We start from the raw sequence: 25,875 nt of genomic DNA, 5'->3' as shown, positions 1-25,875 counted from the left end.
CCATGGCCCCGCGCCCCATCGCCGCCCTGCTGGCCGATCGCCGTTTCGCGACCGGCGCGGCCATTCTGCTGACCCTGCCTTATTGGACCAGCGGCATCGCCAAGCTGATCGACTGGAACGGCGCGCTGGCCGAAGCCGCGCATTTCGGATTGCAGCCCCCGGCCGGGGTGGCGGCGCTGACGATCCTGGTTCAGATCGGCGCATCGCTGCTGATCATCACCGGGCGGCAGGCGTGGCTTGGGGCCGGTGCGCTCGGCCTGTTCACGGCTTTGGCGACGGGAATCGCGCACCCCTTCTGGCAGATGGCCGATCCGATCGCGCGCTTTCATGAGCGCGTGACCTTCTTGGAGCATATCGGCCTGATCGGCGGGCTGATGATGGCCGCGATCCTGCGTGAGCGCGGCCAATGACCGCCGCGGACGACAAGCCGCTCGCGAGTCCTGTCTTTCGCGCGCTGTGGATCGCGACGATCGTGTCGAACATCGGCACATGGATGCATGATGTCGGCGCGGGCTGGCTCATGACGTCGCTGTCCACCGACCCGCTGATGGTGGCGCTCGTCCAGGCGGCTACGACCCTGCCCATGTTTCTCTTCGCGCTCCCCGCTGGAGCGCTCGCCGATATCGTGGACCGACGCAAGCTGCTGATCGGCGCACAACTGTTCGGTTTGGTCGCGACCAGCATCCTCGCGATCGCGACTGGGAGCGGGCTCACGACGCCATGGGTGCTGCTGACGCTGACCGCCGCGATTGCTGTTGGGGCGGCGCTGTCGGCCCCGACCTTTCAGGCGATCGTGCCCGAACTGGTGCCTGGCCCCGCCTTGCAACAGGCAGTCGCGCTCAACAGCCTGGGCGTCAACATCGCCCGCGCGATCGGCCCGGCCCTGGGCGGCCTCATTATCGCCATCGCCGGAAGCGCCGCTGTCTTTGCGCTCAATGCGGTATCGGTGCTGGGCGTCATCATCGTCATGCTCCGCTGGCGGCGGGAGGGTGCGACGCGACATCTGCCCGCCGAACATTTTGTCGGCGCGATGCGGGCCGGCCTGCGCTACGCCCTGCGCGCCCCGGAATTGCAGGTCGTGCTGATCCGCTCGATCGGCTTCTTCCTGTTCGCCAGCGGCCTATGGGCGCTGCTGCCGATTGTCGCGCGGCGCGACCTCGCGCTGGGGCCAGCGGGCTATGGCGGGCTGCTGGCCTTCATGGGGCTGGGCGCGGTCGCCGGGGCGATCCTGATGCCCCGCTTGCGCGCACGTCTGGGGGCCAATCGCACGACAGTCGCGGCGTCAGTGCTGCTGGCCGCCGCGATGGCGGGTCTTTCCTGGTCGAGCAATTTCCTGGTGGCAGCGATGGCGGTAGGGGCGGGCGGCTTCGCATGGATCGCGATGATGGCCGCGCTGAACGGCGGGGCGCAGGCCCGGTCGCCGGGCTGGGTGAAGGCGCGCGCGCTGGCCATCTATCTGCTGGTTTTTCAGGGGTCGATGACCGCTGGCGCCATGATGTGGGGCGCAATCGCCGGGCAGATCGGCGCTCCGGCGACCCTGATGCTGGCGGCGACGGCGCTGGTCCTCGCGTCGCTGCTGCTGGCGTGGCGCTATCCGCTCGACAGCGCGGCCCGGTTCGACCTTGCGCCCTCGCTCCACTGGCCCGCGCCCATGATCGAAGCGGTGATCGAGCAGGATCGCGGTCCCGTGCTGGTGACGATCGAATATCGGATCGACCCGGCCCTGGTCCCCGACTTTTTCGCCGCGATGCAGGACATGCGCCGCATCCGTCGCCGCGATGGCGCGATCCATTGGGGCGTCTATGAGGATGTCGCGCAGCCCGGCCGGGTGCTGGAAACCTTCACCGTCGAAAGCTGGCTCGAACATCTGCGCCAGCATGAGCGCGTGACCAATGCCGACCGGGTGCAGCAGGACGCGGTGCGGGCGTTTCAGGTGGATGCCGTACTGCCCTTGGTCCGCCATCTCGTCGCGCGATGATCCGGGCGCTGCTGCTGGCGGCTTCGATCGGCCTGCCGTCGGTTGCCGAGGCGCAAGTCGCGCAGACCAACCTGCGCTATGACGAGGATTGGTCGCAGCTGCGCGGAACCCCCGACCGCCGCGCCGACTGGTGGGCGCGGTTGAAGGACCGGCCGCTGGATGAAGACGGCCGTTTCACGCTGACATTGGGCGCGGAGGCGCGAGTCTGCTATGAGGGCTTTGCCGACAATCTTTGGGGCACGCCGCCCGCCCCGGACGATGGCTATCTCTGGTTGCGCGTCATGCCGCTGGCCGACCTACATGCCGGCCCCGCGCGTATCTTTGTCCAGGGGATTGGCGGCTATGCCAGAGGCGTGGGGGCGGGGGCTGGACCGGCGGATGAAACGGGCCTGGACCTGCTTCAGGGCTTTGCCGATATCCAGCTACCCATCGGCGATCGAGCGTCGCTGACGCTGCGCGCTGGGCGCGAATTGATTGCGCTTGGATCGGAGCGGCTGGTCGGTTTGCGCTATGGCCCCAACATCCCGCAGCCTTTCGACGGCGTCCGGCTGATGTTGGAGCGGGGCAACAGCCGGATCGAGGCCTTCCATGGAAAGCCCATGGCGGTGCAGTCCGGCAATTTTGATGACCGCCGTTCGCCGACCAAACAGCTTGACGGCTTTTATGTCACCACACCCATGGCGACAGGCGTGAAAGTCGATCTTTACGCCCTCCGTTACAGCGCCGCCGCCGCCCGCTATGCCGGTATGATCGCGCGCGAGCGACGGCAAACTTATGGCGTCAGGCTGTTCGGCACTCATGCGGCACTGGGTTGGAACTGGGAAGCGATGCTCCAGCGTGGTCGGTTCGGCTCGCAGTCCATCAAAGCCTGGTCGATTGCGACCGAAACCAGCTATGCGTTTGCCGACACGCCGCTCAAGCCCCGCCTTCGTCTGCGCGCCAATGCCGCCAGTGGCGACAATGACCCGAAGGATGACCGGCTGGGCACGTTCAACGCGCTGTTTCCCAAGGGCAAATATTTCGGCGAACTGACGCCCATCGGCCCGCGCAATATCCTCAACCTGCATCCCAGCATCGATGTCGACCTGGGCCGGGGCTTGACGGCCGAACTGGCGGTAATCGCCTATTGGCGCTTCAGTCGCGGGGACGGCATTTATGATGTCCCCGGCCAATTGATCCGCGCCGCAGGGCAGGGGGCATCCCGGCACATCGGCAATCAGGTCGAACTATCGGCCAACTGGCAGGCCAGCACGATCCTGTCCGTCTCCGCTTCCGCATCGCTGTTCCGCGCGGGCGACTTCCTGCGCCAGACCGGCCCCGCCCGCCCCATCCGCATGGTGGGGACGGAAATCCTGTTCCGCTTCTAAAAACGGGCCCGAAAAATCCTGTTTTTCAACAGCCTGTGGCTCTTCCCATGTCTGCCTGCGACGCCGTTGTCGGTCGACTGAAGCGAAATGGCCGACATAAATGTCAGTGGTCTACCATAAGATTGTTGACAGCTTCGGGCCGTCACAATAAATCGGGTTAACGTTACCATTCCGATTTTCGGCAGGCCGGATGATCTGACTGTTCCAGCTGTTCGGCACGCGAATGCAGGCTTAGGGTGATTTCGCGGGTTCAGTTATAAATATCCAATAAATACAAAGACTGGGAGATGGACATGATACGGAAGACGACGGCACAATATCGGCTGAAATGGCGGCGCGCCTATGTGGCTACCGGCTCTATGATAGCGATAGCATCGAATCTGGCCCTGCCATCCGTGGCGCTGGCGCAGCAGGCTCCGCAGCCCGCCGCCACGCAATCGGAAGCGCCGCAATCGGCACCGGCCGCGCCCGCCCCGACGAACCAGGATATCGTGGTCACCGGATCGCGGATCACGTCCAACGGCTTCAATGCGCCCACGCCCACCACCATGATCGGCACCGAGCAGATCGAGGCCAATGCGCAGCCCAATATCTTCACCACCATCGCCCAATTGCCTTCGCTGCAAGGGTCGACCGGCTCCACGGTCAACACGTTCAGCACGTCGAGCGGTCAGCAGGGGCTGTCCTCCTTCTCGCTGCGCGGCCTGGGGCCGATCCGCACCCTGACGCTCTTGGATAGCCAGCGCGTCGTCGGTGCCAATGTCACAGGCGTTCCCGATGTCAGCCTCTTTCCGCAACTGCTCATCAAGCAGGTCGATGTCGTCAATGGCGGCGCTTCGGCCTCCTATGGCTCCGACGCCGTGGGCGGGGTCGTGAATTTCATCACGGACACGCGCTTTGAAGGGTTCAAGGGCAACGTCCAGGGCGGCGTGTCCACCTATGGCGATAATGAGCAATATCTCGTCCAGTTGGCGGCGGGCAAAAGCTTTCTCGACGGTCGTCTGCGCGCCGTGGTCAGCGCCGAATATGGTGATGAGGCTGGTGTCGGCGGCGGCGATTTCGGCATCGGGCTGGCCGGTGGCCGCGACTGGTTCAAGCAAACCACGCTGATCAATCGCAACGCGCTCAACGACGGATCGCCCCAATATCTGCTGCTCGATAATGCGCAGCCCTATAATTATACCAAATATGGCCTGATCACCGCGGGGCCGTTGCAGGGCATCGCCTTCGACCAGGCGGGCAATCCGTTCCAGTTCCAATATGGTTCCAACGGCACGCCGTCCGGCAACGCATCGGGTGCGGTCAATGGCTGTTATCCCGGCTTCTGCATCGGCGGCGATCTGTCGGGCAATGTCGATGCCGGTCGATCGCTGCAATCGAGCATCAAGCGGCTCAATACCTACGGCCGCCTGGGCTTCGAATTTGCCCCCGACAATGAAATTTACGGGACCGTCAATATTGCGCAGGTGAAAACAAACAACCAGCCGGTTGGGGGTATGAACCGGCCCAACCTGACGATCGAATGCAGCAACCCGTTCGTGCCAGCATCGGTGCAGCAGGCGTGCGCCACGGCGGGCATCACCAATTTCGCCTATGGCACCAGCAATGCGGCGCTGGGCAATACGCAGGTCTATACCGACCGCCGTCAATATCGCTTCGTCGCGGGCGCGAAGGGTCGCGTGCCGGTTGCCGGGTCGGACTGGACCTATGATGCCTATTATCAGCATGGCACCAATTATACCGACGTCGATGTCACCAACATCATGCTGTCCCGCCGCTTCAACCAGGCGATTCAGGCGGTGACGCTGAACGGCGCGATCGTCTGTGCCGATCCGGTCGCCAGAGCCAATGGCTGCGTGCCCCTCAACATCCTTGGCGGCGCACCGCCATCGGCCGCTGCCCTGTCCTACATCATGCCCGAAAACGGTCCCTATCAGCGGACCCGCCAGACGCAGGATGTGGTCAGCCTCAATTTCTCCGGCTCGCCCTTCGATCTTTGGGCAGGACCACTTTCGGTCGCGTTCGGCGCGGAATATCGCCATGAATATTATAAGGTCACGGCCGACCCCTATGGCGCAGGCGTATCGGAACTGTCGCCCAATAATAGCGAATATCCCGCAGATCCCGCGCTGTTGACCGATGGCAACAACTGGTATGCGGGCAATTACAAGAATGGCCAGGGTGCCTACAGCGTCAAGGAAGCCTTTGTCGAAGTCGACCTTCCGCTGTTCGACAGCAGTTCCGTCGGTCGTGCCAATATCAATGCCGCAGCACGCGTGACGGACTATAGCACGTCGGGAACGGTGTGGGCCTGGAAGGTCGGCGGCACCTGGGACCTGCCGATCGAGGGGCTGCGTCTGCGCGGTGTCGCCTCGCGCGATGTGCGTGCGCCCAACCTGTCGGAATTGTTCGCAGCGCCCGTCACCACCACCTTGCCCAATTTCTTCGATCCCTTCCGCAACGTCAACGTGCTCGCCATTCAGAACCAGATCGGTAACACCGACCTGACCCCGGAAATCGCGCGCAACACGACCTTTGGCGTGGCGCTGGCCAATGCCCCCTGGTTGCCCGGCGTCAGCCTGTCGGTGGATTATTACAAGATCAACCTGACCGACGTGATTTCCAGCCTGGGCGCTGGCGACATCGTCAATCTCTGCTTCCGCGAAATCCTGCCTGACGCCTGCAATGCGTTCAATCTGAACAACCAGAACGGGCCGAACTTCATCAATGTCCAGGCCTTCAACCTGGCGTCGATCAAGACCGAGGGCATCGATATCGAAGCCAGCTATGTGTGGCAGCGGCCACTGGGGCTGGACGGCACATTGACGCTGCGCGCGCTGGCGACCCATATCCGCAAATTCGTGACCGACAATGGTCTGTTCGGTTCGGTTCCGTTGGACTCGGCGGGCGCGAACTTGGGCAATACGCCCGACTGGAAATGGCTGGCGATCCAGACCTATGCCACCGACACCTTCTCCCTCTATGTTCAGGAACGCTGGTTTTCCGACGGCGTGTTGGGCAAGCAATATGTCGAATGTCAGCCCGGCAGCTGCCCGGCGTCGACCAACAATAATCCGACGATCGACAATAATTTCATGCCCGGTGCCTTCTACATGGACATAGGCGGCACCTATAATCTGACGCCTGCGATCACCGCCTATGCCAAGGTCGACAATCTGTTCGATCGTGACCCGGCACGCTCGCCCTATTTCGCCAATCCTGCTCTCTATGATGTCGTGGGCCGCATGTATCGTGCCGGTGTGCGCTTCAAATTCTGACCTTTACCGATACGGTCGGCGGTGCGACCTCCCCCTGCACCCGCCGATCGAAACGGCCGCCATCGTCTATCCCGCGATGGCGGCCGTCGATTGCCGCTCGATAAGCTGATGGCCCAACAGGCATTTGGGATGGCGCACCTTGCGCGAGGTGCTGATTTCCTGGGTCAAAAGGCGCAACGCTTCGGCCGCCAGTTCGCGCACGGGCTGGCGGATCGTCGTGAGCGGCGGCCACAGCGTCACCGCGGCGGTGGTATCGTCAAAGCCGACAACGGTCAGGTCTTCGGGCACGGACAGGTGGCGGCGGTGGGCGACGGAGACGACGGCCGCGGCCATGTCGTCGTTGCTCGCGAAGATGGCGGTCGGCGGATGGTCGATATCCAGCAACTGCTCGCCCGCCAGCAAGCCGGACGTATAGGAGAAGTCTCCCTGGACCAATATCGTCTCAATACCCCCGGCTTCATGCACGGCGGCATCGAATCCTGCCAGCCGGTCTTCGCTGGCGGACTGGCCAGGATTGCCGATGATGAAGCCGATGCGACGATGGCCAAGGCCGATCAGATGTTTGGTCATGTCATAGGCCGCCGCCCGATCGTCGATCCGCACGCAGATCGCATCGCGCGCATAGCCACCCACCACCGCCATCGGCAATTGCGCCAGGTGGATGGGGTCGCGCACCACGCGCGATTCCCCCAGCGGGGGCGCGATAATGATGCCGCCAACGCCCGATCCGATCAGGCGGTGGATCGCTTCGGGCGGCGGCGGGCGACCATCCTGCCCGCCCAGCAGCGTCAGTTGTGCGCCCATGACCGACGCTTCCTCGAACACGCCGATCAGGAAATCATGCATGAAAGCGGCGCTCGGATTGGAATAGATCACGCCGATCCGCACTTCGCGCGACGTCACCAGCGCGCGGGCCGCGACATTGGGCGTATAGTTCAGCTCCGCAATGGCGGCGTTGACCGCCAGACGGGTTTCGGCGCGCACCTTGCCATTGCCGTTGATAACGCGCGACACGGTCATCGCGGACACGCCTGCACGCTTGGCGACATCGACCACGGTCGCGCTGCGCTGCTGAGGATGGGGAGGCTTCAAGATCATCCTTTCGAACCAATCGCACCATTTCTAGCGAGATGGCAGGCCCGTCAAGACAAAGACGATGGCGTCGATCAGGGCGGATGCGAGGCATCCTGCACATTAGCGCTTGCCGCGTCCGGCCGCCTTCGCCTACATCGCTATGATAACGTTAACGCAGGACATGTCTGTTGACCTATTTCCGGCATATCCGTTGGACCATCATCGGTCTGTTCGCGATCGCGATGACCATCAATTATCTCACGCGCAGCGTCCTGGGGGTGGCCGCCCCTACGATCATGGGTGAACAGGGCATCACGTCCGAACAATATTCCTGGATCACCGGCGCATTCCAGATCGGCATCATGTTTCAGCCGGTCGCAGGCTATGTCCTCGACATTGCGGGCCTGCGCTACGGCTTCACCTTCTTCGTGCTGATCTGGTCGCTCATCACCATGGCGCATGGACTGGTGCAGGGCTGGCTCGGCTTTCTCGCGCTCCGCGGCGCGCTCGGCCTGGTCGAAGGCGGCGCGCAGCCCGCCGGCATGAAGGTCGTGTCCCAATGGTTCCCCGCCCGCGAGCGCGGGACCGCAGGGGGATTGTACCAGATCGGCGCATCACTGGGTGCCGTCGCCGCGCCGCCGCTGGTGGCCTGGGCGGTTCTCACCCATAGCTGGCGCGCGGCCTTCTTCGTCGCTGGCGGCCTCGGTCTCGTCTGGCTCATCCTGTGGCTATTCTGGTATCAGACGCCTGCACGGCACCGGGCCATCACCGCGGAAGAACGCACCAAGATCCTCGATGGCCAGGAAGCGGAGCTGCAGCAGAAGCGCAAGCGCCCGGACCTGCGCACGATGCTGCGCCGTCGCGATATGTGGGGCATCGCGCTCCCGCGCTTTCTCGCCGATCCGGTCTGGGGGATGCTCTCGCTCTGGATGCCGCTCTATCTGGTGCAGGTGCGCAATTTCGATATTCAGCAGATTGCGATCTTCGCCTGGCTGCCCTTCCTCGCCGCCGACCTTGGCTGTCTTGCGGGGCCGGCCTTGGTCGCCTGGCTCCAGCGGCGCGGCGTCCATCTGATCGACGCGCGGCGGGGCGCCTTCACCATCGGCGCGGTGCTGATGTGTTCGATGATGTTCGTCGGCGTCGTGCAAAGCCCGGTTGCGGCTATCGCCCTGCTCTGTGTCGCGGGCTTTGCCCATCAAACCCTGTCGGTCACCGTCATCACCATGTCGGCCGACCTGTTCCCGCAGGATGAGGTGGCGACGGCCACCGGCATCGCGGGCACGGCGGCCAATCTGGGTGTGCTGATCTTCACCCTGCTGCTGGGCAGTTGGGTCGACCAGGTCGGCTATGGCCCCTTCTTCATTCTCCTTGGGCTGCTGGACCTTGTCGGCGCCGCGATACTTTGGACCTTGGTGCGAAAACCGGTATGATCTCGATTACCAATCCTATCCTGCGGGGCTTCAATCCCGATCCCTCGATCGTGCGGGTCGGCGACGACTATTATGTCGCCACGTCGACCTTCGAATGGTATCCGGGCGTGCAGATCCACCATTCCCGTGACCTCGCCAATTGGCAGCTTGTCGCCCGGCCGCTGCGCCGCCCGGCCCAGCTCGACATGCGGGGCAATCCCGATTCCTGCGGGGTGTGGGCACCGGATCTGAGCTATGCCGATGGCCGGTTCCACCTGACCTATACCGACGTCAAACGCTATGGCCGCACCACCCGATCCGACCGGACGGACGTATCGCTGCGGGACTTCCATAATTATTGGGTGTGGTGCGACCGTATCGATGGCGAATGGTCCGATCCCGTCCATGTGAACAGCAGCGGCTTCGATCCCGCGCTCTTCCACGACGATGATGGCCGCAGCTGGCTGCTCAACATGCTGTGGGATCATCGCCCCGGCCACAAACGCTTCGCCGGGATCGTCATTCAGCAAATGTCCCTCAAAACCGGCCGCCTTCTGGGCGAGCGGCATAATATCTTCGCTGGCAGCCCGCTGGGCTTTACCGAAGGGCCGCATCTCTACAAGCGCGACGGCTATTATCATATATTGGTGGCCGAGGGCGGGACGGAGCGCAATCATGCCGTGGTGATGGCGCGGTCGCGGTCGCTCTTCGGCCCCTATGACCTGCATCCCGATGGGCCGGTGCTGACGGCGCGCGATCAGCCCGACGGGCTGCTCGCCCGTGCTGGCCATGGCGACCTGGTGGAAACGCCGAACGGCGATCCCTGGCTCGTCTATCTGTGCGGCCGCCCGCTGCCCGCGTCCGATCGCTGCATATTGGGCCGGGAAACCGCGATTCAGCCGATGCGCTGGGGCGAGGATGGCTGGCTGCGCACCATCGACGGGTCGGGCCGCCCGATGGCGTCGGTCGGAAACGTGAGCGTCGCGCGCAATCTGACCGATGAACGCGCGGATTTCGACGATCCGACTTTGCCACCCGCGTTCCAATGGCTGCGCACGCCTTACCCTGACCACATCTTCTCGCTAACCGATCGGCCGGGCCATCTGCGTCTGTTCGGGCGCGAGTCCGTGGGCAGCCATTTCACCCAGGCGCTGGTCGCGCGACGCCAGTCCGAATGGCGCTTCAGCGCGGAAACGCTGGTCGACTTCGATCCCGCCAATTTCCAGCAGTCGGCCGGTCTGATCCATTATTATAACAGCACGAAATTCCACTATCTGCACATCACCGCCGACGATGTGGGGCAACCGGTGATCCAGATATTGTCGGTCGTGCCCGACGAGGCCCGCCCCAGTGTCACCTCACCCGCCATCCCGATCGCGCGCGGCCCTGTCTGCCTGCGGCTGGACGTGGATCATGAAACAATGCGCTTCTCTTACCGCATGGCCGATGAAGAGGCTTGGCACGAAGTTCCCGGCGATTGGGACGCGAGCATCCTGTCCGATGAAGCGACCTTGCCCTATTTGCCCAACTTCACCGGCACCTTCGTCGGCATGGCCTGTCAGGACATGGCGGGCACAGGGGCCGTCGCCGACTTCGACTATTTCCATTATATCGAGCGGGACGGCTGACGCGAAATAAAATGGGGGCGCGCTACCGACAGGCAGCGCCCCCCCTTTGCGTTAGAAGCGGATCGGCATGTCCGTCGCGGCGGCGGGCAGCGCGCCTCTCGTCGCCACCCCCTCTGCATCGACCGACAGCGTAAAGCCATAGCGGTGCGGCGTCAGCGGAATGCGATATGGCTCCAACGGTCGGCCAAGCGCGCTCCAGCTATCAGTGCCACCGACCCCGCTTTGCACCTTGTCGATCAGCAGCGTGACGTTGCCATGTGGCTTGATATCGCTGCTGCGCCAGGTGCCGGGCGGACGCCGCGCCAGGTCATCATAGGGAAAGGCCAGTATATTGGCGGACAGCGGCTCCATGCCCTTCACGGTCAGGGATGGCATGGTCGCGCCGCTAACCTTCATCCATCGCACCCCGACCTTATTCCCGCTTTCCTGCGGCCGCATATAATCATGGTGCTGATCGGCGATCGCGCCGGTCCAGCGGCCCAGCGCCGCGCCGGTCTGGCGGTCGGCATAGCTTTCATGCGGCCCCTTGCCATACCATTCGACGCTCTTGAACGACGGCGGCATGCTATAGACAAGGCCGATGCGGAGCGGATCGGGCAGATCCGTCTGCAACGGCGTGAACTGCGCCTCCACCGCCACCTGACCATCGCCGCGCAGGACATAGCGGTTTTCGAACCGCGCCACGCCATCGCCGACGTTGAACCGGACGCTGACGGCGACGGCGCATTTGTCCGCTTGGTCCACCGTCACCGCTTCGACGACGCGCTTCTCCGAAGCCGTCTTCCACATCGCATGGGTGCGCGGGACGCCGGTGCCGATGTCATTGTCGATCAGCGCGCGATAGAAATGCGGCGCGCCGCCCGACAGAATATTGCGGCCCTCCTTGCGATAGGCGATCAGCCCGGTCGCGCGGTCGATCGTCAGCTCAGACCCCGCCGCCGCCAGGACGATATTGGCCTGATCATCGGCGACGCTGACCGGCCCGCCACCATCCGACGCTTGCGCCATCACGGCACCCGGCACGACGAACTGGTCCCAGGCGACCAGATGCCCGGCCGGAACCAGCGGCACTGCCCCGCCACGCGCGCGCGCGGTCAACGTCACGACATATTCGCGGCCCGCCTTGCGGGTCTGTGGCAAGGCAGCGGTAATTGCGGCCTCCGATCGCGCGGCGACAGCGGGGGAGGGGATAGCGCCACGCGCCACCTCGATCCCGTCTTCCAGCAAGATCCAGCCCAGATCGAAATCGGCCAGGCTGCGGAAATCATGGCGATTGATCACCGTGAACCGCCCGCTGCCCAGGTCATCGGCGCGGAAGGCGATCGGCTGATAGACTTTATGCAGTTCGAACAGATGCGGATTGGGCGTGCGGTCGGGCTGGATCAACCCGTCGCCAAATTCGATGTCGCCCCCCGGATTGGGACCATAGATCCCGCCGGTGCCCCAGAACGGCTCACCCGTCTCGTCGCGCGCGTGCATCGACTGGTCCACCCAATCCCACACGAAACCACCCTGCAATTTGCGATGGGCGTAGATGGCCTCCCAATAGTCGGCCATATTGCCCCCGCTATTGCCCTGCATATGGGCATATTCGCACTGGATCAGCGGCTGGGTGAAACGCGGATCGCGGGCATAGGCGATCGTCTGGTCGACGCTATAATACATCGGCGCAAAGATATCGGCATAGGCATTGGGCTTCGGCTCGCTCAGCGTGCCCCAGCCCAGATAGTTGATCAGTCGCGTCGGGTCGCGTCGCCGCGCTTCCGCCGCCGCCTTTTCGAACGCTGGGCCGATGCCCGCCTCATTGCCCAGCGACCAGAAGATGATCGACGGATGATTCTTGTCCCGCTCGATCATGTTGACCACGCGCGAGACATGGGCCGCGTCCCAGGCCGGATCATAGCCGATCTGATAGCGTTTGCGCTCGGCTTCGCCCTTCCATCCCATCTCCATATAGGCATGGGATTCGATATTCGCCTCGTCCATGACATAGAGGCCATATTCATCGGCCAGGTCATACCAGCGCGGGTCGTTGGGATAATGCGACGTGCGTACCGCGTTGACATTGTTGCGCTTCATCATCTCCATGTCGCGCCGCATCGACGCCATCGAAATGACGTGGAACGTGTCCGGGTCATGCTCGTGCCGGTTAACGCCGCGGATCATGATCGGGCGGCCATTGACCATCAATTGCCCATCGCGGATCGCGACATCGCGGAAACCGATGCGCTGGGCGGTCGCCTGCACCACCGCACCCTTGTCGTCCAACAGTTCCAGCAGCAGCGTGTAGAGATTGGGCGTTTCGGCCGACCAGGCGCGCACCCCCGGCAGCCGGTCGGCAACGCGCACCGTCTGTTCGGCCGTGCCCGACACGACCGCGACCGTTCGGCGCGACAAGGTCTGCTCGCCATCCATCACCGTCGCCCGCATGGTCATCGGCCCGCTGCCGGGCAGCACCTTCGCCACCACTTCCAGCGTCCCGTCGCGCCAATCCTGCGTCAGTCCGGCCCGCACCGCGAAATCGCGAATGCGCGTCTTCGGTGCCGCCATCAGGAACATTTCGCGCTCGATCCCCGACACGCGCCAGAAATCCTGATCCTCCAGATAGGAACCGTCCGACCAGCGATAGATGCGGATCGCGATGCTGTTCTTGCCGGGACGCAGGAAGCGCGAAACGTTGAATTCGGACGGCAGCTTGCTGTCCTCGCTATAGCCGACCTGCTGTCCGTTGACCCAGACATAATAGGCCGAACCCGCAGCGCCGATGTGCAATATCACATCCTCGCCCGCCCAGTTCGGCGGCACATCGACATCGCGGCGATACGACCCCACCGGATTGCGATCATGCGGGATCAGCGGCCGGTTCGCGGGGAAGGGGTAGGTGATATTATTGTAGCGTGCCTGGTCATAGCCTTCCGCCTGCCAGTCGGCCGGCACGCTTATGCTCTTCCATCCCGACGCATCAAAATCATCGCGGAAGAAATCCGACGGTGCCCCATCGACATTGGGCGAGAAATGAAACTGCCACTGGCCATTGAGCGACAGGAAACGGCGCGATGCCGTGCGATCCCCCGCCAGTGCGCGCGCGCTGTCTTCGAACGGAAAGCCGGTGGCGCGCGCAGGCTCCTTGCCGCGTTCAAAGACCGCCGGATTTTCCCAGTCGGGACGGCTATTGTCGATTTGCGGGGTCAGCGGAACGGCGGGCCGACTCTGCGCGCCAACCGGCGCTGCCATCAATAGGGGAGTGAGACCCGTCAACCAGGTTGCAGCTTTTCTCTTCATAGGCTCCCTCCATCATACGGCATCTGTTCCGATGCGTGGTAACGCTCACATAGCAGGCGCATAGCCCGCTTGCCAGCATCGCTTGCCTATGTCTGTGTGCCCAAGACCGGCATATCGCGATAGGGCAAAAGAGACTTGCGAATGATAGTGGTTCGCATTAGTAGCGGCCCGACAGGGTGATCCTACGCCCGCTATTTGCATAAAAGGGATTTTATGAAGGCCGCAAAGCTCGCGCTGTGCCTCTGCACCGCCATGACCGTCACGCCATCCCTCGCGCAGGCACCCGACGCTGCGGAGGGCGCGGACCAGTCCAGCATCGTCGTCACCGCGGTCGCTGGCCAGTCGAGCGGCGCAGGCACGAAAACCGACGTGCCCCTCATCGAAACGCCCCAGCCGATCAGCATCATCAACGCCGAAACCTATCAGGCGCAGGGCGCGATCTCGATCGCCGACACGCTGCGCTATGTGTCGGGCGTGGTCGCCAACCCCTATGGCGCGGACGGCCGCGAGGACGGGGCCTTCATTCGCGGCATTTCCCCGCTCCAGTTCCGCGACGGCGTGCGCGACCTGTTCAGTTATTTCGCCAATATCCGGTCCGACCCCTATAATTTCTCGCAAGTCGAGGTCGTGCGCGGCCCGGCCTCCGTGTTGTTCGGGTCAGGCTCGATCGGCGGCCTCATCAACACCGTGTCGAAGCGGCCCGATTATGAAACGCATGGCGAAATGTCGGTCCGCTATGGCTCGTTCGACCGCAAGGAAATATTGGGCGACGTCACCGGATCACTCACCGACGGAATCGCGGCGCGGCTGGTCGCGCGGGTCCGCGATGCCGATACGCAGGTCGATCATGTCTCTGACGACCGTGTGATGCTCGCCCCTTCGCTGCGCTTCAAACTGGGGGAACAGAGCGAACTGACGCTGCTGGGCCTGTATCAGGAAGATGATGGCGGCTCGATCTCGCAATTCCTGCCGATCGTCGGCACGCTCGCGCCCAATCCCAATGGCCAGTTGCCGAACAACACCTTCATCGGCAAGCCCGGCTGGGACCGCTATGACGGCCGCACCCTGCAGGGCACGGCCCTGCTGGAACATCGTTTCAACGAGCATGTCCAGTTGAACCTCAAGGCGCGGGTGATCGACTCGGATCTCACCTATTTCACCCATTATCCCAACAGCTACAGCAATCCCGCCAATCCCTATCTCGACTCCGCGCAGCGCGTGATCGGCCTTTATGCCGATGGCAGCTATGCCAGCACCGATGTCTTTTCGACCGACAATAATGTGCGGATCGACTTCAACACCGGCGATGCGATCGAACATATCCTGCTGGCGGGCGTCGATTATAGCTGGAACCGGGTGCGCAAATTGGGTGGTGCCGCGTTTGAAACGATCGATATTTACGACATCGATTATGCCTCCCTGTCCGACTATGGCGGCGGTATCCCGCAGCCGGGCGATGCGGGCTATCTCTACGGCACCAACAGCAATGTGACCCAGGCGCAGCTCGGCTTCTATGTGCAGGATCAGATCCGCCTGTGGGATCGCGTCTCGATCGTGCTGGGCGGACGGCGCGACCATGTCGAAACCAAGAGCCTCGATCCCGCGACCAACAGCCGCACCAAGGAAACCGCGAACGCCACCTCCTTCCGCGCGGGCATCATCGCCGAAGTCGTGACCGGCTTCTCGCCCTTTTTCAGCTACACCGAATCCTTCAACCCGATTTCCGGCAGCGCCAATGACGGCACGCCCTGGAAGCCCGAACGCGGCCGCCAATATGAGGTCGGCGTCAAACTCCACCCCGACGACCGCACCCTGCTGACCGCGACCGCTTATCATATCCGGCAGAGCAATCGCGTCATCAACCTGTCCCCAACCGTCTCGGTGCAGGCGGGCAAGGCTACGTCGAAGGGCTTTGAGATCGAAGGCCGCCGTTCGCTGCCCGGCGATTATGAGATCATCGCCAATTTCAGCTACAACAAAGCCTATCTGAACGAGAGCGAGGGGCAGCAGCAACTCGACAATGTGCCCAAATATGGCGCATCCGCCTGGGCCACCAAGACGTTCCGCATGGATGATGACAAGTCGCTGCGGCTCGGCACCGGCGTCCGCTATGTCGGCGAAAACTGGTCCGGCGGTGTCGTGCGCACCCCGTCCTACACGCTGGTTGATGCCCTGGCCGAAGTGAACTGGCGGCAATGGCGCATGTCGATCAATGCAACCAACCTGTTCAACAAGCAACATTATGCCGCCTGCCTGTCGCGCGGCGACTGCTTCATCGGGGCGGATCGCAATGTGTTCGGCACGCTGACCTACGCCTTCTGATGGCCTGGGTCTGGGCAGGATCGGCGATGACGGTGGCCGCAGTGCTGTTGCTCCGTCACGCCTGGCGGTTGCAGGGGCGATCCGTCCCGCTGCTGGGTGCGGCCTGGGCGCTGCTGGTCCTGGGTCTGATCGCGGCCGGGGCGGGCCATGGCGCGTGGGGCGTGTCGGTGGCGTGCCTGTCGCTGATGCTCTGCGCCTTCGCCTGCCTCGCCGTCGCGGGCTGGACCGCGCCGCGTGACAAGGCACGCCCGCCCCAACGGCGCGCGCATATGCTGCCTGACGCTGGCGAACCATCCTATATCGGCCGCCGCCTGCTGACCTTCCTGATCACGGTGCCGTTCGCCCTCGTCGCATCGCTCGCCCTTGCGCTGGCCATGCGCGTCTGGGTGTCCGCCAGCGGGGCAGGGGAGGCCAATGCCAATGTGGTCACCCTCTTCCTGACGCCTTTGCTCTGGTCGATCTTGGTCGTCCTGTTGATGCTGGCAAAGCGGCGGCGCACGCAATGGCTGATGCTGGGCGCGCCGCTTCTGGTCGGCGGCTTGTCCATCCTGTGGGGAATGATGTAATGAGCAATGGCGAAGGCGTGCGCGCCAAAGGCTTCGACAAGGCGACCGTTCGCGACGCGCTCTCGGCCCATGCCGCCATCGGCCTGCTGGCGGGTGCCTTCCTCTATCTCGTCTGCCTGACCGGCACGATCGTCGTCTTCTTCGCCGAATGGCAGCGGATCGAACAGCCCGCCGCCCCCGAAATGCGCGAAATCGCGCCCCAATCGGTGCAACGCGCGGTGGAAACCGTGCTGGCGAGCGAGAAGGGCAAGCCGCTTACCACCCATCTCTACGTCCATCTGCCGACGCAAGACCTGCCGCGCACCACCATCACCACCGATCATCAGGCGGTCCATGTCGCCTCCGATGGTAGCATCGCCATGCCGGAGGAAAATGCCTGGTCCGACTATCTCCTCTCGCTCCATTATACGCTGCATCTGCCCTCGACGCTGGGCATGATCCTCGTCGGGCTCTTGGGCGTCATGATCGTGGCGCTGGCGATCTCCGGCGTGATCGCCCATCCGCGCATCTTCCGCGACGCCTTTCGCCTGCGCGCCCGCGATCGCGGCGGGGTGGGGCTGGCCGACTGGCACAACCGGCTCGGCGTCTGGACGTTGCCCTTCACCGTCATGATCGCGCTGACCGGCGCGATGATCGGCCTCGCGGTCGTTACCGGCTATGGCCTGGCCGGCAGTTTCTACAAGGGCGATCTGGCAGCCGTCTACGCCCCCATCTTCGGCGGCGAAGGTGCAGCGGACAAGGCTTCCGCGCCCGTCCCCGACATGGCGGCCCCCATGCGCTACATGCAGGCGCATCATCCCGATGTGCATCCCAGCTACCTGATCCTGCATGATCCGCTGACCGCCGGACAGCATGTTCAGGTCGTCGGCCTTCATCCCAACCGGCTCATTTTCGGCGAATATTATATGTTCGACGCCAAGGGTGGCTATCATGGCACGGCGGGCCTGTCCGACGGTGCGCTGGGGCAACAGGCAGCGGCATCGGCCTATAATCTCCACTTCGGCAATTATGGCGGCCTGCCGGTCAAGATCGCTTATGCCTTATTCGGCCTCGCGCTGTGCGCCATGACCGCCACCGGCACCTCGATCTGGCTCGGAAAGAGGCGGCGGCGCGGTCTCGACCATCCCCGCCTCACCCGCGCCTGGGACGCCATCGTCTGGGGCAGCCCGACCGCGCTGATGCTGACCTTCGTCCTGCGCCAATGGATCGGCAACGACGCGCCGCTGGTCGCGGCCTTCTGGGGTCTGCTCGTCACGATATTGGTCGTCAGCCTGGTCGTGACCGATGGCCACCGCTTTCGGCGCGGGCTTCAGATGCTCCTTGTTGTCGCTATCCTAGCAGGCTGCGTCGGGTTCATGCTGGCGGTGTAAAATCCCTGCGCCACAGCGGCGCAGCCAGGCTCTCGCGCAGCACCTGCAGGAAGGCGTTGGTCCGCCCGCTGCGCCCTTGCCGGGCGTGGAGCAGCGCCACCACATCAGCAGCGGGCGGCGACCAGCGCGGCAGGATCGCCTGCAACCGCCCCGCCGCCAGATCCTGCGCGACATCCCACTCGCTCCGCAAGATGATGCCCAGCCCCGCCAGCGCCCAGTCGCGGATGATCTCGCCATCATTGCTCGCCATGACCGGCTTGATCCGCACCGTCACCTTGCCCTGCTTGGCATGGGCAAAGCGCCAGAGCGTGACATCCTCGTCATTCTCCCGCAGCGCGAGGCATTGATGCGCCGTCAAATCCTGCGGGGTCTGGATCGGGGGATGCCGGGCAAGATAGTCGGGGGCGGCGCACAGGATGCGGCTGTTGGGGGCAAGCGTCGTGACCAGGCGGTCGCTTTCGGGCAACGCCCCGATATGCACGACGATATCCCAATTGTCGGCCATTTGTCGGATCGGGCTGTCGGACAGCGCCAGCGTCACCGATATCGCCGGATGCCGTTTGGCAAAGTCGCAGACCACCGGCGCGACATGCCGCCTGCCAAAACCATAGGGGGCCGCTACGCGCAGATGGCCGCTGACCTGCCGGGTGCGGCTTGCCACCCGTTCCGACAATTGTTCGATCGCGCTGATGATGTCCGCCCCGTCCGACGCGATCAACTCCCCTTCGTCGGTCAGGCGCAGACCGCGCGATGTCCGGTCGATCAGCTTCACCCCCACCCGCTCCTCCAGCGCCCGCAAGCGTTGCGTGACTGCAGGTGGCGTGACATTCAACCTGCGCGCCGCCTCGGCCAGCGACGGCGCGCTGGCGATCATATGGAAAAAGCGAAGGTCATCCGTCGAAAGCATTAAGTTCCATCTTAGCTATAAATACAGAATATGTTAATTGCAGACTTCAGTTCTCGCCGCAACCGCCGCCGCGGCGCTGGTCGTCGGCGATCCCGCCTTGGACAGCACCGACCTTGGTCCGGTCGCCAATCGCAACCAATTCGACAAGGTGCAGGATATGATCCGCATCGGCATGGCCGAAGGCGCGCGGCTGGTCTGCGGCGGTCCGGGGCGGCCCGATGGCCTGGACACGGGCTTTTTCGTCCGGCCCACCATCTTCTCTGACGTGCGCCCCACCATGCGCATCGCGCAGGAGGAAATCTTCGGCCCCGTCCTCTGCCTCATCCCCTATGCCGACGAAGCCGACGCGGTGCGGATCGCCAACGATACGATCTACGGCCTCGGCGCACACGTCCAGTCGCGCGACCTGGACCGAGCCCGCGCCGTCGCCGCGCAAATCCGCGCGGGGCAAGTGCATATCAACCATCCGGCCTGGGACGGCATGGCCCCCTTTGGCGGCTATAAACAGTCGGGCAATGGCCGCGAATATGGCGTGTTCGGCCTGGAGGAATATTTAGAGACCAAGGCGATACTGGGCTATTTCCCATGACAAACATGATGATGCCAATAAGGAACCGACCGTGACGATAGCCCAAACCGTGGAACCGCCGCAGGACGAAGCCGCAACCACACGCCTCGCCGATCTGGAGACGCCCTGCCTCATCCTCGACGCCGATCGCATGGACCGCAACATCGCCCGCCTGCGCGAACGGCTCGCGCCCGTGGGCGTATCGCTCCGCCCGCATCTCAAGACCGCCAAGTCGATCGAGGTGGCCCACCGCGCCATGACCACGCCGCAGGGACCGGCGACGGTCTCGACCCTCAAGGAAGCGGAATTCTTCGCCGCTGCCGGTGTCCGCGACATCATTTATGCGGTGGGGATCGCGCCGTGGAAACTGGCCAAGGTCATCGCCCTGCGCAAACAGGGCATCGACCTTGCGATCGTCCTCGACACGGTCGAACAGGCGCAGGCCGTGGCCGCCGCATCGCGCGAGGCGGGCGATGCCATTCCTGCGCTGATCGAAATCGACTGCGATGGCCATCGCTCCGGCGTGTTGCCGACCGACCGGGACCGACTGGTCGCGATCGGGCAGGCGCTGACCCAGGGTGGCGAATTGCGCGGCGTGCTGACCCATGCGGGCGGCAGCTATGCCGCGCGCGGGGAAGAGGCGCTGCGCCGCTGCGCCGAGGAAGAGCGTCGCGCCGTGGTTGATGCCGCCACCATCCTGCGCGATGCGGGCCTGCCCTGTCCGGTAGTGAGCATGGGCTCTTCCCCGACCGCCCACCACGCCCATGACCTGACCGGCGTGACCGAAGTGCGCGCGGGCGTCTTCATGTTCTTCGATCTGGTGATGGCGGGGGTCGGCATATGCCGCGTCGAGGATATCGCGCTTTCCGTGCTGGCGACCGTGATCGGGCATCAGCATGACAAGGGCTGGATATTGATCGACGCGGGCTGGATGGCAATGTCGCAGGATCGCGGCACATCCAAGCAAGCGGTCAATCAGGGCTATGGCGTCGTCTGCGACAGCAGCGGCGTGGCTTATGATGATCTCATCCTGTCCGACGCCAATCAGGAACATGGCATCATCATGGTCCGCCCTGGTTCCAGCGCATCCTTGCCCGACCTCAAGATCGGCGATCGGGTGCGCGTGCTACCCAACCATGCCTGCGCCACTGGCGCGCAGCATCGCCGCTATCATGTCGTTCACGGCACCGACGACAGGGTCGTGGCACAATGGCAGCGTTTTGGAGGATGGTAATGACCAATACACCGCAACCGATCCTGACCGACACTGCTCCCGCTCCGGCCGGCCATTACGCGCAGGCGATCCGGTCGGGGAACACGCTCTATATTTCGGGTCAGCTGCCGATCCGGGCCGACAAAGCACCGCTGCCCGACATGGCGTTCGAAACGCAGGCGCGGCAAGCCATCGCCAATATGCTAGCGATCCTGAAAGCGGCGGGGGCCGAGCCGTCCGATCTGTGTCGGGTCACCGCCTATATCGTTGGCGTCGAAAATTGGCCGCGCTTCAACGCCGTCTATGCCGACATGCTGGGTACCGCTACGCCCGCTCGTACAGTGGTGCCTGTCCCTGAACTTCATTACGGCTATCTGGTCGAGATCGATGCGATCGCCAGCTTGCCCGATATGACAGACTGACTTTCAGGAGCCGATGATGCTGCCCTTCGTTCAACAGGTCGCCAGTGACGACCATCTGCCCGACGCGGTCGATGTCGTCGTGGTGGGCGGGGGCATCGTCGGTACGGCGGCGACCTATTATCTGGCAAAGCGCGGCTTGAAGGTCGCCCTGATCGAAAAAGGCTACATCGCCTGCGAACAATCGAGCCGCAGCTGGGGCTGGTGCCGCCTGCAAAATCGCGATCCGCGCGAAATGCCGTTGTCGTTGCTGTCGATGCGCCTGTGGGACAGTCTGGCGCCGGAGATCGGGCAGGATCTGGGCTTTCGCCGCACCGGCCTTATCTACACCACCGATGACGCCGCGATGCTGGCAGGCTGGGAGGCATGGACCCCGACCGCGCGCGAATTTGGCGTCGAAACCTATATGTTGAGCGCCAAGGAAGCGGCTGATCGTATTCCGCAGAGGCGCCGCAAATGGTTGGGTGGCCTTCATTCGGTGCGAGACGGCAAGGCCGAACCCGCCTTGGCAGCGCCGATATTGGCGCAAGGCGCCCGCGCTCTGGGCGCGACCATTCACCAGCAATGCGCCGCGCGCGGCCTAGACATTACGAACGGCCAGGTCACTGGCGTCCATACCGAACGGGGCATGATCCGCACCGACGCTATATTGTGCGCGGCCGGTGCCTGGGCCTCGACCTTCCTGCGCCGCCACGGCATCCGCTTCCCGCAGGCCAGCGTGCGGCAAACGGCCCTGCGCACCAAACCGACCGTCAATGTCGGCGAAGTCCTCTATTGCCCGGACCTCGCCATGACCCGCCGCCTCGATGGCAGCTACACGATGGCGATCAGCGGGCGGGCCACGCTGGAACTGACGCCCCAGGGCATAGGCTTCGCGCGGGAATTCATGCCGCAATTCATTCAGCGGCTCAAAGCCGTCCAGATGGAGGTTGGTGCGTCCTTCCTCACTGGCGCGGAATCGCTGTCGGCCATGTTCGGCAACAGTGATCGTCTCTTCGAACGCAACCGCATCGCCGCCCCCACGCCCAATCGGCGGTTGGTGCAGGCGATCATGGATAATGTGCGCGGTACCTTCCCGCAACTGGCAGGCCTAGAGATCGATCACGCCTGGGGTGCCTATGTCGATTGCACGCCCGACGCGGTCCCGGTCATCTCGGCGGTGGACCCAGTCGGTGGGCTCTATCTCGCAGCGGGATGCTCCGGCCATGGCTTCGGCCTTGGCCCCGGCATCGGCTATCTCGCATCGGAACTGATTGCCAACGACCGGCCAAGCGTGGATCCCACGCAATTTCGCCTGAACCGCCTGGTCGATGGCTCGAAAATCAAGGTAGGCTCGCTCTAACGCGGCGCAAATCATTCGCTGAGAGTGGCTCGATCAGATCGTTATCCGCGCTCGACGGTTGACATAGACCAGCCAATGCTATTTGGCCTTACCAATAATTGGGAGAGGTCAAATGCGCGTATCGAAAATCCATTTTCTCGGTCTGGTCAGCATCGCGGCAATGGCGCTGGCGACCGCCCCCGCTGCCGCAGCCCCCGCATCGGCTACGGCGCAACCGGGCGCACAGGCCACAGGTCCCCGCCAGATTGTCTCCCTTGCATCGGGCTGGCACTTCCGTTTTGGCGGCGATGCCGATGGCGTTACCGCCCCAACCTTCGACGATAGCAGCTGGGAACGGGTCGACCTCCCCCACACCTGGAACCGCATGGGCGAATATCAGCTCACCCGGTCGGCGCAAAGCAATTTGGAGCAAGGCATAGGCTGGTATCGTCTTGCCCTGACCGCACCGTCACGAGCCAAGGGCCAGCGCCAGTTGATCCAGTTCGACGGCGTCGGCGCGATTGCGGAAATATGGGTGAACGGCGTGCGCGTCGGCGGCCATGCCGGCGCCTTTTCGACCTTCCGTTTCGACATCACCGATCAGTTGCGAGCGGGCGCATCCAACGTCATCGTCGTCAAAGCCGATAACAGCAAGCCCGCGCCCGGCAGTTCGACGGCGGACGTCATTCCACTGGGCGGCGACTTCTTCGTCCATGGCGGCCTCTATCGCGGCGTATCCCTGATCACGGTCGATGCCGCACAGTTTGATACGCTCGATCATGGCGGGCCGGGCCTCTATATCAGCACGCCGCAAGTGACGGACGCCGCCGCCAGCGTGGCGCTGCTCGCGCGGCTGCGCAACGCCGGACCGGGGCGGCGCAAGCTGACCGTCAACACGCAGATTCTGGATGCCGACGGCGCGGTCGTCGCACGGGACAGCGCCCCCGCCGCGCTGACCGCGAATGGCACGCTGGAACTGCGCCGCGCGCTGATGATCGCGCAGCCGATATTGTGGCAGGGACGCGAAAATCCCTATCTCTATCGCGTCGTGTCCGAACTGGTCGAACGCGGCCGCGTGGTCGACCGGGTGGAGCAACCGCTCGGCGTGCGGACCTTCGCCTTTGATCCCGACAGGGGCTTCATTCTGAACGGCAAGCCCACCCGCCTGCACGGCGCGTCGCGCCATCAGGACCGGCAGGGCAAGGGATGGGCGCTCACCCCGGAAGACCATGCACAGGATATGGCGATCATGGCGGAAATGGGCGTCAACACCATTCGCCATGCCCATTATCAACATGCCCAGGAATGGACCCGCTTGGCCGACGAAACCGGCATGGTCGTCAAGGCCGAACTGCCCTTCGTCCATCAATCCGCTTTCGACGACGCCCGGCCATCGCCTGCGTTGATCGCCAATGCGCGGCAGCAATTGCGCGAACTGATCCGCCAAAATTATAACCATCCTTCGATCATGATCTGGTCGGTCGGCAATGAAATCGACATCGGCGCGGCGATCGACGCGCTGCGCAAAGGGGCAAAGGGGCCACCCGCCCAGTCGCGCGACATGCTGATCGAACTCAATGCGCTGGCGCAAGCCGAGGACCCCAGCCGCCCGACGGCCTATGCCGATTGTTGCGAAGCGACGGGCTCGCCCCTGTCGCTGCCCGGCGCGCAAGTCCTCAACGACGTGACCGACATGGTCGGATTGAATCGCTATTTCGGCTGGTATTATGGCAAGCCCGGCGACGCCGCGACGGCGCTGGCGGCTTTGCATGCCAAATATCCGGGGCGCGCGGTTGCGCTGACCGAATATGGAGCAGGCGGCGCGCTTACCCAGCATACCGACAATCCGCTGGGCGGGCCGGTCAATGCCAATGGTCGTCCCCATCCCGAAGCGTTTCAGGCCTGGGTCCATGAAGAGACATGGAAAGTCCTCAAAAAGCAGGACTATCTCTCCGCAACCTGGATTTGGAACATGTTCGACTTCGCCTCGAACAGCCGCGAAGAGGGCGAGGCCATCGACCTCAACGACAAGGGGTTGGTCAGCTATGACCGCACCATTCGCAAGGACGCCTTTTATTTCTACAAGGCCAGTTGGTCGAAGGAGCCTGTCCTGCATCTGACCGGTCGGCGCTATGTCGATCGCGCCTATCCGGTCATGGATGTGCGCGCCTACAGCAATGCCGCCACTGCCAGTTTGAAGGTCAACGGGCGCGATGCCGGGACGGTGCCCTGTCCCGAGCAAATCTGCGTCTGGCCCGGCATCGCGCTTAAGCCGGGCGATAATGAAGTGACCACCACCGCGTCCATCGACGGCAAGTCCCTGTCGGACACGGTAGGCTGGAAAGCACCGGATGCCGCCGACGGTTTGCGCATCCGGGTGGGAAGCCTGACTGGCCTTACCACTGTAGACGGTAAACGCTATGGCTCGGATACCTTCTTCACGGGTGGCACGGTCCCAGAATTGCGCATGGGGGCGCGCGGCAAGGTGGCAGAGAGCAATGTCGTTGGCACGAGCGACCCCGAACTCTATGCTTCTTACCGCGAAGGCAGCTTTTCTTATGCGCTGCCCCTGCCCAATGGGCGCTGGTCGGTCACCCTCCATATGTTTGAGCCGGACGCCGAAAAAGCGGCAACGCGCAGCTTCGACGTTATCGTTAATGGCAGAACGGCGCTATCGGGCTTTAATCCCGCAAAAGCGGCAGGCGGCGCATTGAAGGCGGTTACACGGACTTTCCCCGTAGAGGTACGAAACGGAAAACTGGCGCTGCAATTCAACGCGGCCGGGGGCGATGCATTGGTGTCCGCGATCACGATCGTTCCTGAAGCGCGCCGCGCGCAGTAGGCGTGAAATCGTTTGACAGGAAGAGGGTGGCGTGCGAGATCGGCATTACCAGTTTAAAAAACCGGTCATATACTATGGCTAGTGAATCGGGGGGATAGCCTGCGCAGCTTTTCAAGGTTTTGGGTAGGCACGGCAATGATCATGACTGTTCTCGCCGTCACCCAGCACACAGCATCCGCAGTCCAGAGCGTCGATAGCGGCGATCATGCTGGGCGCCAAGCTGACTGACGATATGCGCTTGAACAAAGAGGCTATTTCGGTCTGCCATCCGCGCTTCGACAGCAATGGCGGCAATCACCCTTTCTCCACCTCCCACTGATGGCCGGGCATT

The 25,875-nt window shown here is 63.5% G+C and carries 17 protein-coding genes; 14 read left to right on the top strand and 3 right to left on the bottom strand.

Annotation, left to right across the window (positions count from 1 at the left end; translation table 11 throughout):
* Nucleotides 1-2: 2 nt before the first annotated feature.
* The 4 genes from SxD43FB_RS12375 to SxD43FB_RS12360 all read left to right on the top strand — a co-directional run bounded on the left by SxD43FB_RS12375 (nucleotide 3) and on the right by SxD43FB_RS12360 (nucleotide 6,623).
* Complete coding sequence (locus tag SxD43FB_RS12375; RefSeq protein ID WP_096062435.1) at nucleotides 3-410, top strand: DoxX family protein; 408 nt, start codon at nucleotides 3-5, stop codon at nucleotides 408-410.
* Nucleotides 407-1,978 carry an MFS transporter gene (locus SxD43FB_RS12370; RefSeq protein WP_096062434.1) on the top strand — a complete coding sequence of 524 codons (1,572 nt, stop codon included), beginning with the start codon at nucleotides 407-409 and terminating at the stop codon, nucleotides 1,976-1,978. The genes SxD43FB_RS12375 and SxD43FB_RS12370 overlap by 4 nt, the downstream gene beginning before the upstream one ends.
* Nucleotides 1,975-3,345 (top strand): alginate export family protein, encoded by a 1,371-nt coding sequence (locus SxD43FB_RS12365; protein WP_096062433.1) that lies wholly within the window; start codon nucleotides 1,975-1,977, stop codon nucleotides 3,343-3,345. The genes SxD43FB_RS12370 and SxD43FB_RS12365 overlap by 4 nt, the downstream gene beginning before the upstream one ends.
* A gap of 359 nt (nucleotides 3,346-3,704) precedes the next feature.
* Nucleotides 3,705-6,623: a TonB-dependent receptor gene (locus SxD43FB_RS12360; protein WP_096062472.1), complete on the top strand. Its 2,919-nt coding sequence runs from the start codon at nucleotides 3,705-3,707 to the stop codon at nucleotides 6,621-6,623.
* Between the two features lie 66 nt (nucleotides 6,624-6,689).
* Here SxD43FB_RS12360 and SxD43FB_RS12355 read toward each other — a convergent pair whose 3' ends face one another.
* Entirely contained in the window at nucleotides 6,690-7,715 is a 1,026-nt protein-coding gene (locus SxD43FB_RS12355) for a LacI family DNA-binding transcriptional regulator (protein ID WP_255245707.1), read from the bottom strand.
* Nucleotides 7,716-7,885: 170 nt separating this feature from the next.
* Between SxD43FB_RS12355 and SxD43FB_RS12350 the strand changes: the two genes are divergently transcribed.
* Both SxD43FB_RS12350 and SxD43FB_RS12345 read left to right on the top strand, forming a co-directional pair.
* A complete protein-coding gene (locus SxD43FB_RS12350) occupies nucleotides 7,886-9,127 on the top strand; it encodes an MFS transporter (protein WP_255245706.1) in 1,242 nt (413 codons plus the stop codon).
* Nucleotides 9,124-10,734: a glycoside hydrolase family 43 protein gene (locus tag SxD43FB_RS12345; protein ID WP_096062432.1), complete on the top strand. Its 1,611-nt coding sequence runs from the start codon at nucleotides 9,124-9,126 to the stop codon at nucleotides 10,732-10,734. The genes SxD43FB_RS12350 and SxD43FB_RS12345 overlap by 4 nt, the downstream gene beginning before the upstream one ends.
* Before the next feature lie 51 nt (nucleotides 10,735-10,785).
* Here the strand turns inward: SxD43FB_RS12345 and SxD43FB_RS12340 are convergent, their stop codons facing one another.
* On the bottom strand, nucleotides 10,786-14,016 hold the full coding sequence (locus SxD43FB_RS12340; RefSeq protein WP_096062431.1) for a glycoside hydrolase family 2 TIM barrel-domain containing protein: 3,231 nt from the start codon (nucleotides 14,014-14,016) through the stop codon (nucleotides 10,786-10,788).
* Nucleotides 14,017-14,229: 213 nt separating this feature from the next.
* Between SxD43FB_RS12340 and SxD43FB_RS12335 the strand changes: the two genes are divergently transcribed.
* Genes SxD43FB_RS12335 through SxD43FB_RS12325 form a run of 3 tightly spaced genes read left to right on the top strand, consistent with a single transcriptional unit; the run spans nucleotide 14,230 to nucleotide 18,274 of the window.
* Nucleotides 14,230-16,338: a TonB-dependent siderophore receptor gene (locus tag SxD43FB_RS12335; protein WP_096062430.1), complete on the top strand. Its 2,109-nt coding sequence runs from the start codon at nucleotides 14,230-14,232 to the stop codon at nucleotides 16,336-16,338.
* 26 nt (nucleotides 16,339-16,364) lie between these two features.
* Nucleotides 16,365-16,904 (top strand): hypothetical protein, encoded by a 540-nt coding sequence (locus SxD43FB_RS12330; protein WP_141249505.1) that lies wholly within the window; start codon nucleotides 16,365-16,367, stop codon nucleotides 16,902-16,904.
* On the top strand, nucleotides 16,904-18,274 hold the full coding sequence (locus tag SxD43FB_RS12325; protein WP_255245705.1) for a PepSY-associated TM helix domain-containing protein: 1,371 nt from the start codon (nucleotides 16,904-16,906) through the stop codon (nucleotides 18,272-18,274). The genes SxD43FB_RS12330 and SxD43FB_RS12325 overlap by 1 nt, the downstream gene beginning before the upstream one ends.
* On the opposite strand, the gene SxD43FB_RS12320 is transcribed toward SxD43FB_RS12325, so the two are convergent.
* Nucleotides 18,258-19,181, bottom strand: coding sequence for a LysR family transcriptional regulator (locus SxD43FB_RS12320; RefSeq protein WP_096062427.1), 924 nt, complete (start codon nucleotides 19,179-19,181; stop codon nucleotides 18,258-18,260). The genes SxD43FB_RS12325 and SxD43FB_RS12320 overlap by 17 nt on opposite strands.
* A 37-nt stretch (nucleotides 19,182-19,218) precedes the next feature.
* On the opposite strand from SxD43FB_RS12320, the gene SxD43FB_RS12315 reads away from it, so the two are divergent.
* The 5 genes from SxD43FB_RS12315 to SxD43FB_RS12295 all read left to right on the top strand — a co-directional run bounded on the left by SxD43FB_RS12315 (nucleotide 19,219) and on the right by SxD43FB_RS12295 (nucleotide 25,544).
* A complete protein-coding gene (locus tag SxD43FB_RS12315; protein ID WP_096062426.1) occupies nucleotides 19,219-19,770 on the top strand; it encodes an aldehyde dehydrogenase family protein in 552 nt (183 codons plus the stop codon).
* Between the two features lie 130 nt (nucleotides 19,771-19,900).
* Entirely contained in the window at nucleotides 19,901-20,983 is a 1,083-nt protein-coding gene (locus tag SxD43FB_RS12310; RefSeq protein WP_096062471.1) for an alanine racemase, read from the top strand.
* Nucleotides 20,983-21,384 carry a RidA family protein gene (locus SxD43FB_RS12305; RefSeq protein ID WP_096062425.1) on the top strand — a complete coding sequence of 134 codons (402 nt, stop codon included), beginning with the start codon at nucleotides 20,983-20,985 and terminating at the stop codon, nucleotides 21,382-21,384. Before SxD43FB_RS12310 ends, SxD43FB_RS12305 begins: the two co-directional genes overlap by 1 nt.
* 13 nt (nucleotides 21,385-21,397) lie before the next feature.
* Complete coding sequence (locus tag SxD43FB_RS12300; RefSeq protein ID WP_255245704.1) at nucleotides 21,398-22,723, top strand: FAD-binding oxidoreductase; 1,326 nt, start codon at nucleotides 21,398-21,400, stop codon at nucleotides 22,721-22,723.
* 112 nt (nucleotides 22,724-22,835) lie between these two features.
* Nucleotides 22,836-25,544 (top strand): glycoside hydrolase family 2 TIM barrel-domain containing protein, encoded by a 2,709-nt coding sequence (locus tag SxD43FB_RS12295; RefSeq protein ID WP_096062424.1) that lies wholly within the window; start codon nucleotides 22,836-22,838, stop codon nucleotides 25,542-25,544.
* Nucleotides 25,545-25,875 lie beyond the last annotated feature (331 nt).

This window comes from Sphingobium sp. D43FB (genome assembly GCF_002312805.1).
GTDB lineage: Bacteria > Pseudomonadota > Alphaproteobacteria > Sphingomonadales > Sphingomonadaceae > Sphingobium.
This window is presented reverse-complemented; position numbering and strand designations above follow the sequence as displayed.

Excerpts from the sequence above, each read along its gene's own strand:
- SxD43FB_RS12375 (WP_096062435.1), top strand. The coding sequence starts at position 3 with ATGGCCCCGCGCCCCATCGCCGCCCTGCTGGCCGATCGCCGTTTCGCG.
- SxD43FB_RS12370 (WP_096062434.1), top strand. The coding sequence starts at position 407 with ATGACCGCCGCGGACGACAAGCCGCTCGCGAGTCCTGTCTTTCGCGCG.
- SxD43FB_RS12365 (WP_096062433.1), top strand. The coding sequence starts at position 1,975 with ATGATCCGGGCGCTGCTGCTGGCGGCTTCGATCGGCCTGCCGTCGGTT.
- SxD43FB_RS12360 (WP_096062472.1), top strand. The coding sequence starts at position 3,705 with ATGATAGCGATAGCATCGAATCTGGCCCTGCCATCCGTGGCGCTGGCG.
- SxD43FB_RS12345 (WP_096062432.1), top strand. The coding sequence starts at position 9,124 with ATGATCTCGATTACCAATCCTATCCTGCGGGGCTTCAATCCCGATCCC.
- SxD43FB_RS12340 (WP_096062431.1), bottom strand. The coding sequence starts at position 14,016 with ATGAAGAGAAAAGCTGCAACCTGGTTGACGGGTCTCACTCCCCTATTG.
- SxD43FB_RS12335 (WP_096062430.1), top strand. The coding sequence starts at position 14,230 with ATGAAGGCCGCAAAGCTCGCGCTGTGCCTCTGCACCGCCATGACCGTC.
- SxD43FB_RS12330 (WP_141249505.1), top strand. The coding sequence starts at position 16,365 with ATGACGGTGGCCGCAGTGCTGTTGCTCCGTCACGCCTGGCGGTTGCAG.
- SxD43FB_RS12325 (WP_255245705.1), top strand. The coding sequence starts at position 16,904 with ATGAGCAATGGCGAAGGCGTGCGCGCCAAAGGCTTCGACAAGGCGACC.
- SxD43FB_RS12320 (WP_096062427.1), bottom strand. The coding sequence starts at position 19,181 with ATGCTTTCGACGGATGACCTTCGCTTTTTCCATATGATCGCCAGCGCG.
- SxD43FB_RS12310 (WP_096062471.1), top strand. The coding sequence starts at position 19,901 with ATGGACCGCAACATCGCCCGCCTGCGCGAACGGCTCGCGCCCGTGGGC.
- SxD43FB_RS12305 (WP_096062425.1), top strand. The coding sequence starts at position 20,983 with ATGACCAATACACCGCAACCGATCCTGACCGACACTGCTCCCGCTCCG.
- SxD43FB_RS12300 (WP_255245704.1), top strand. The coding sequence starts at position 21,398 with ATGATGCTGCCCTTCGTTCAACAGGTCGCCAGTGACGACCATCTGCCC.
- SxD43FB_RS12295 (WP_096062424.1), top strand. The coding sequence starts at position 22,836 with ATGCGCGTATCGAAAATCCATTTTCTCGGTCTGGTCAGCATCGCGGCA.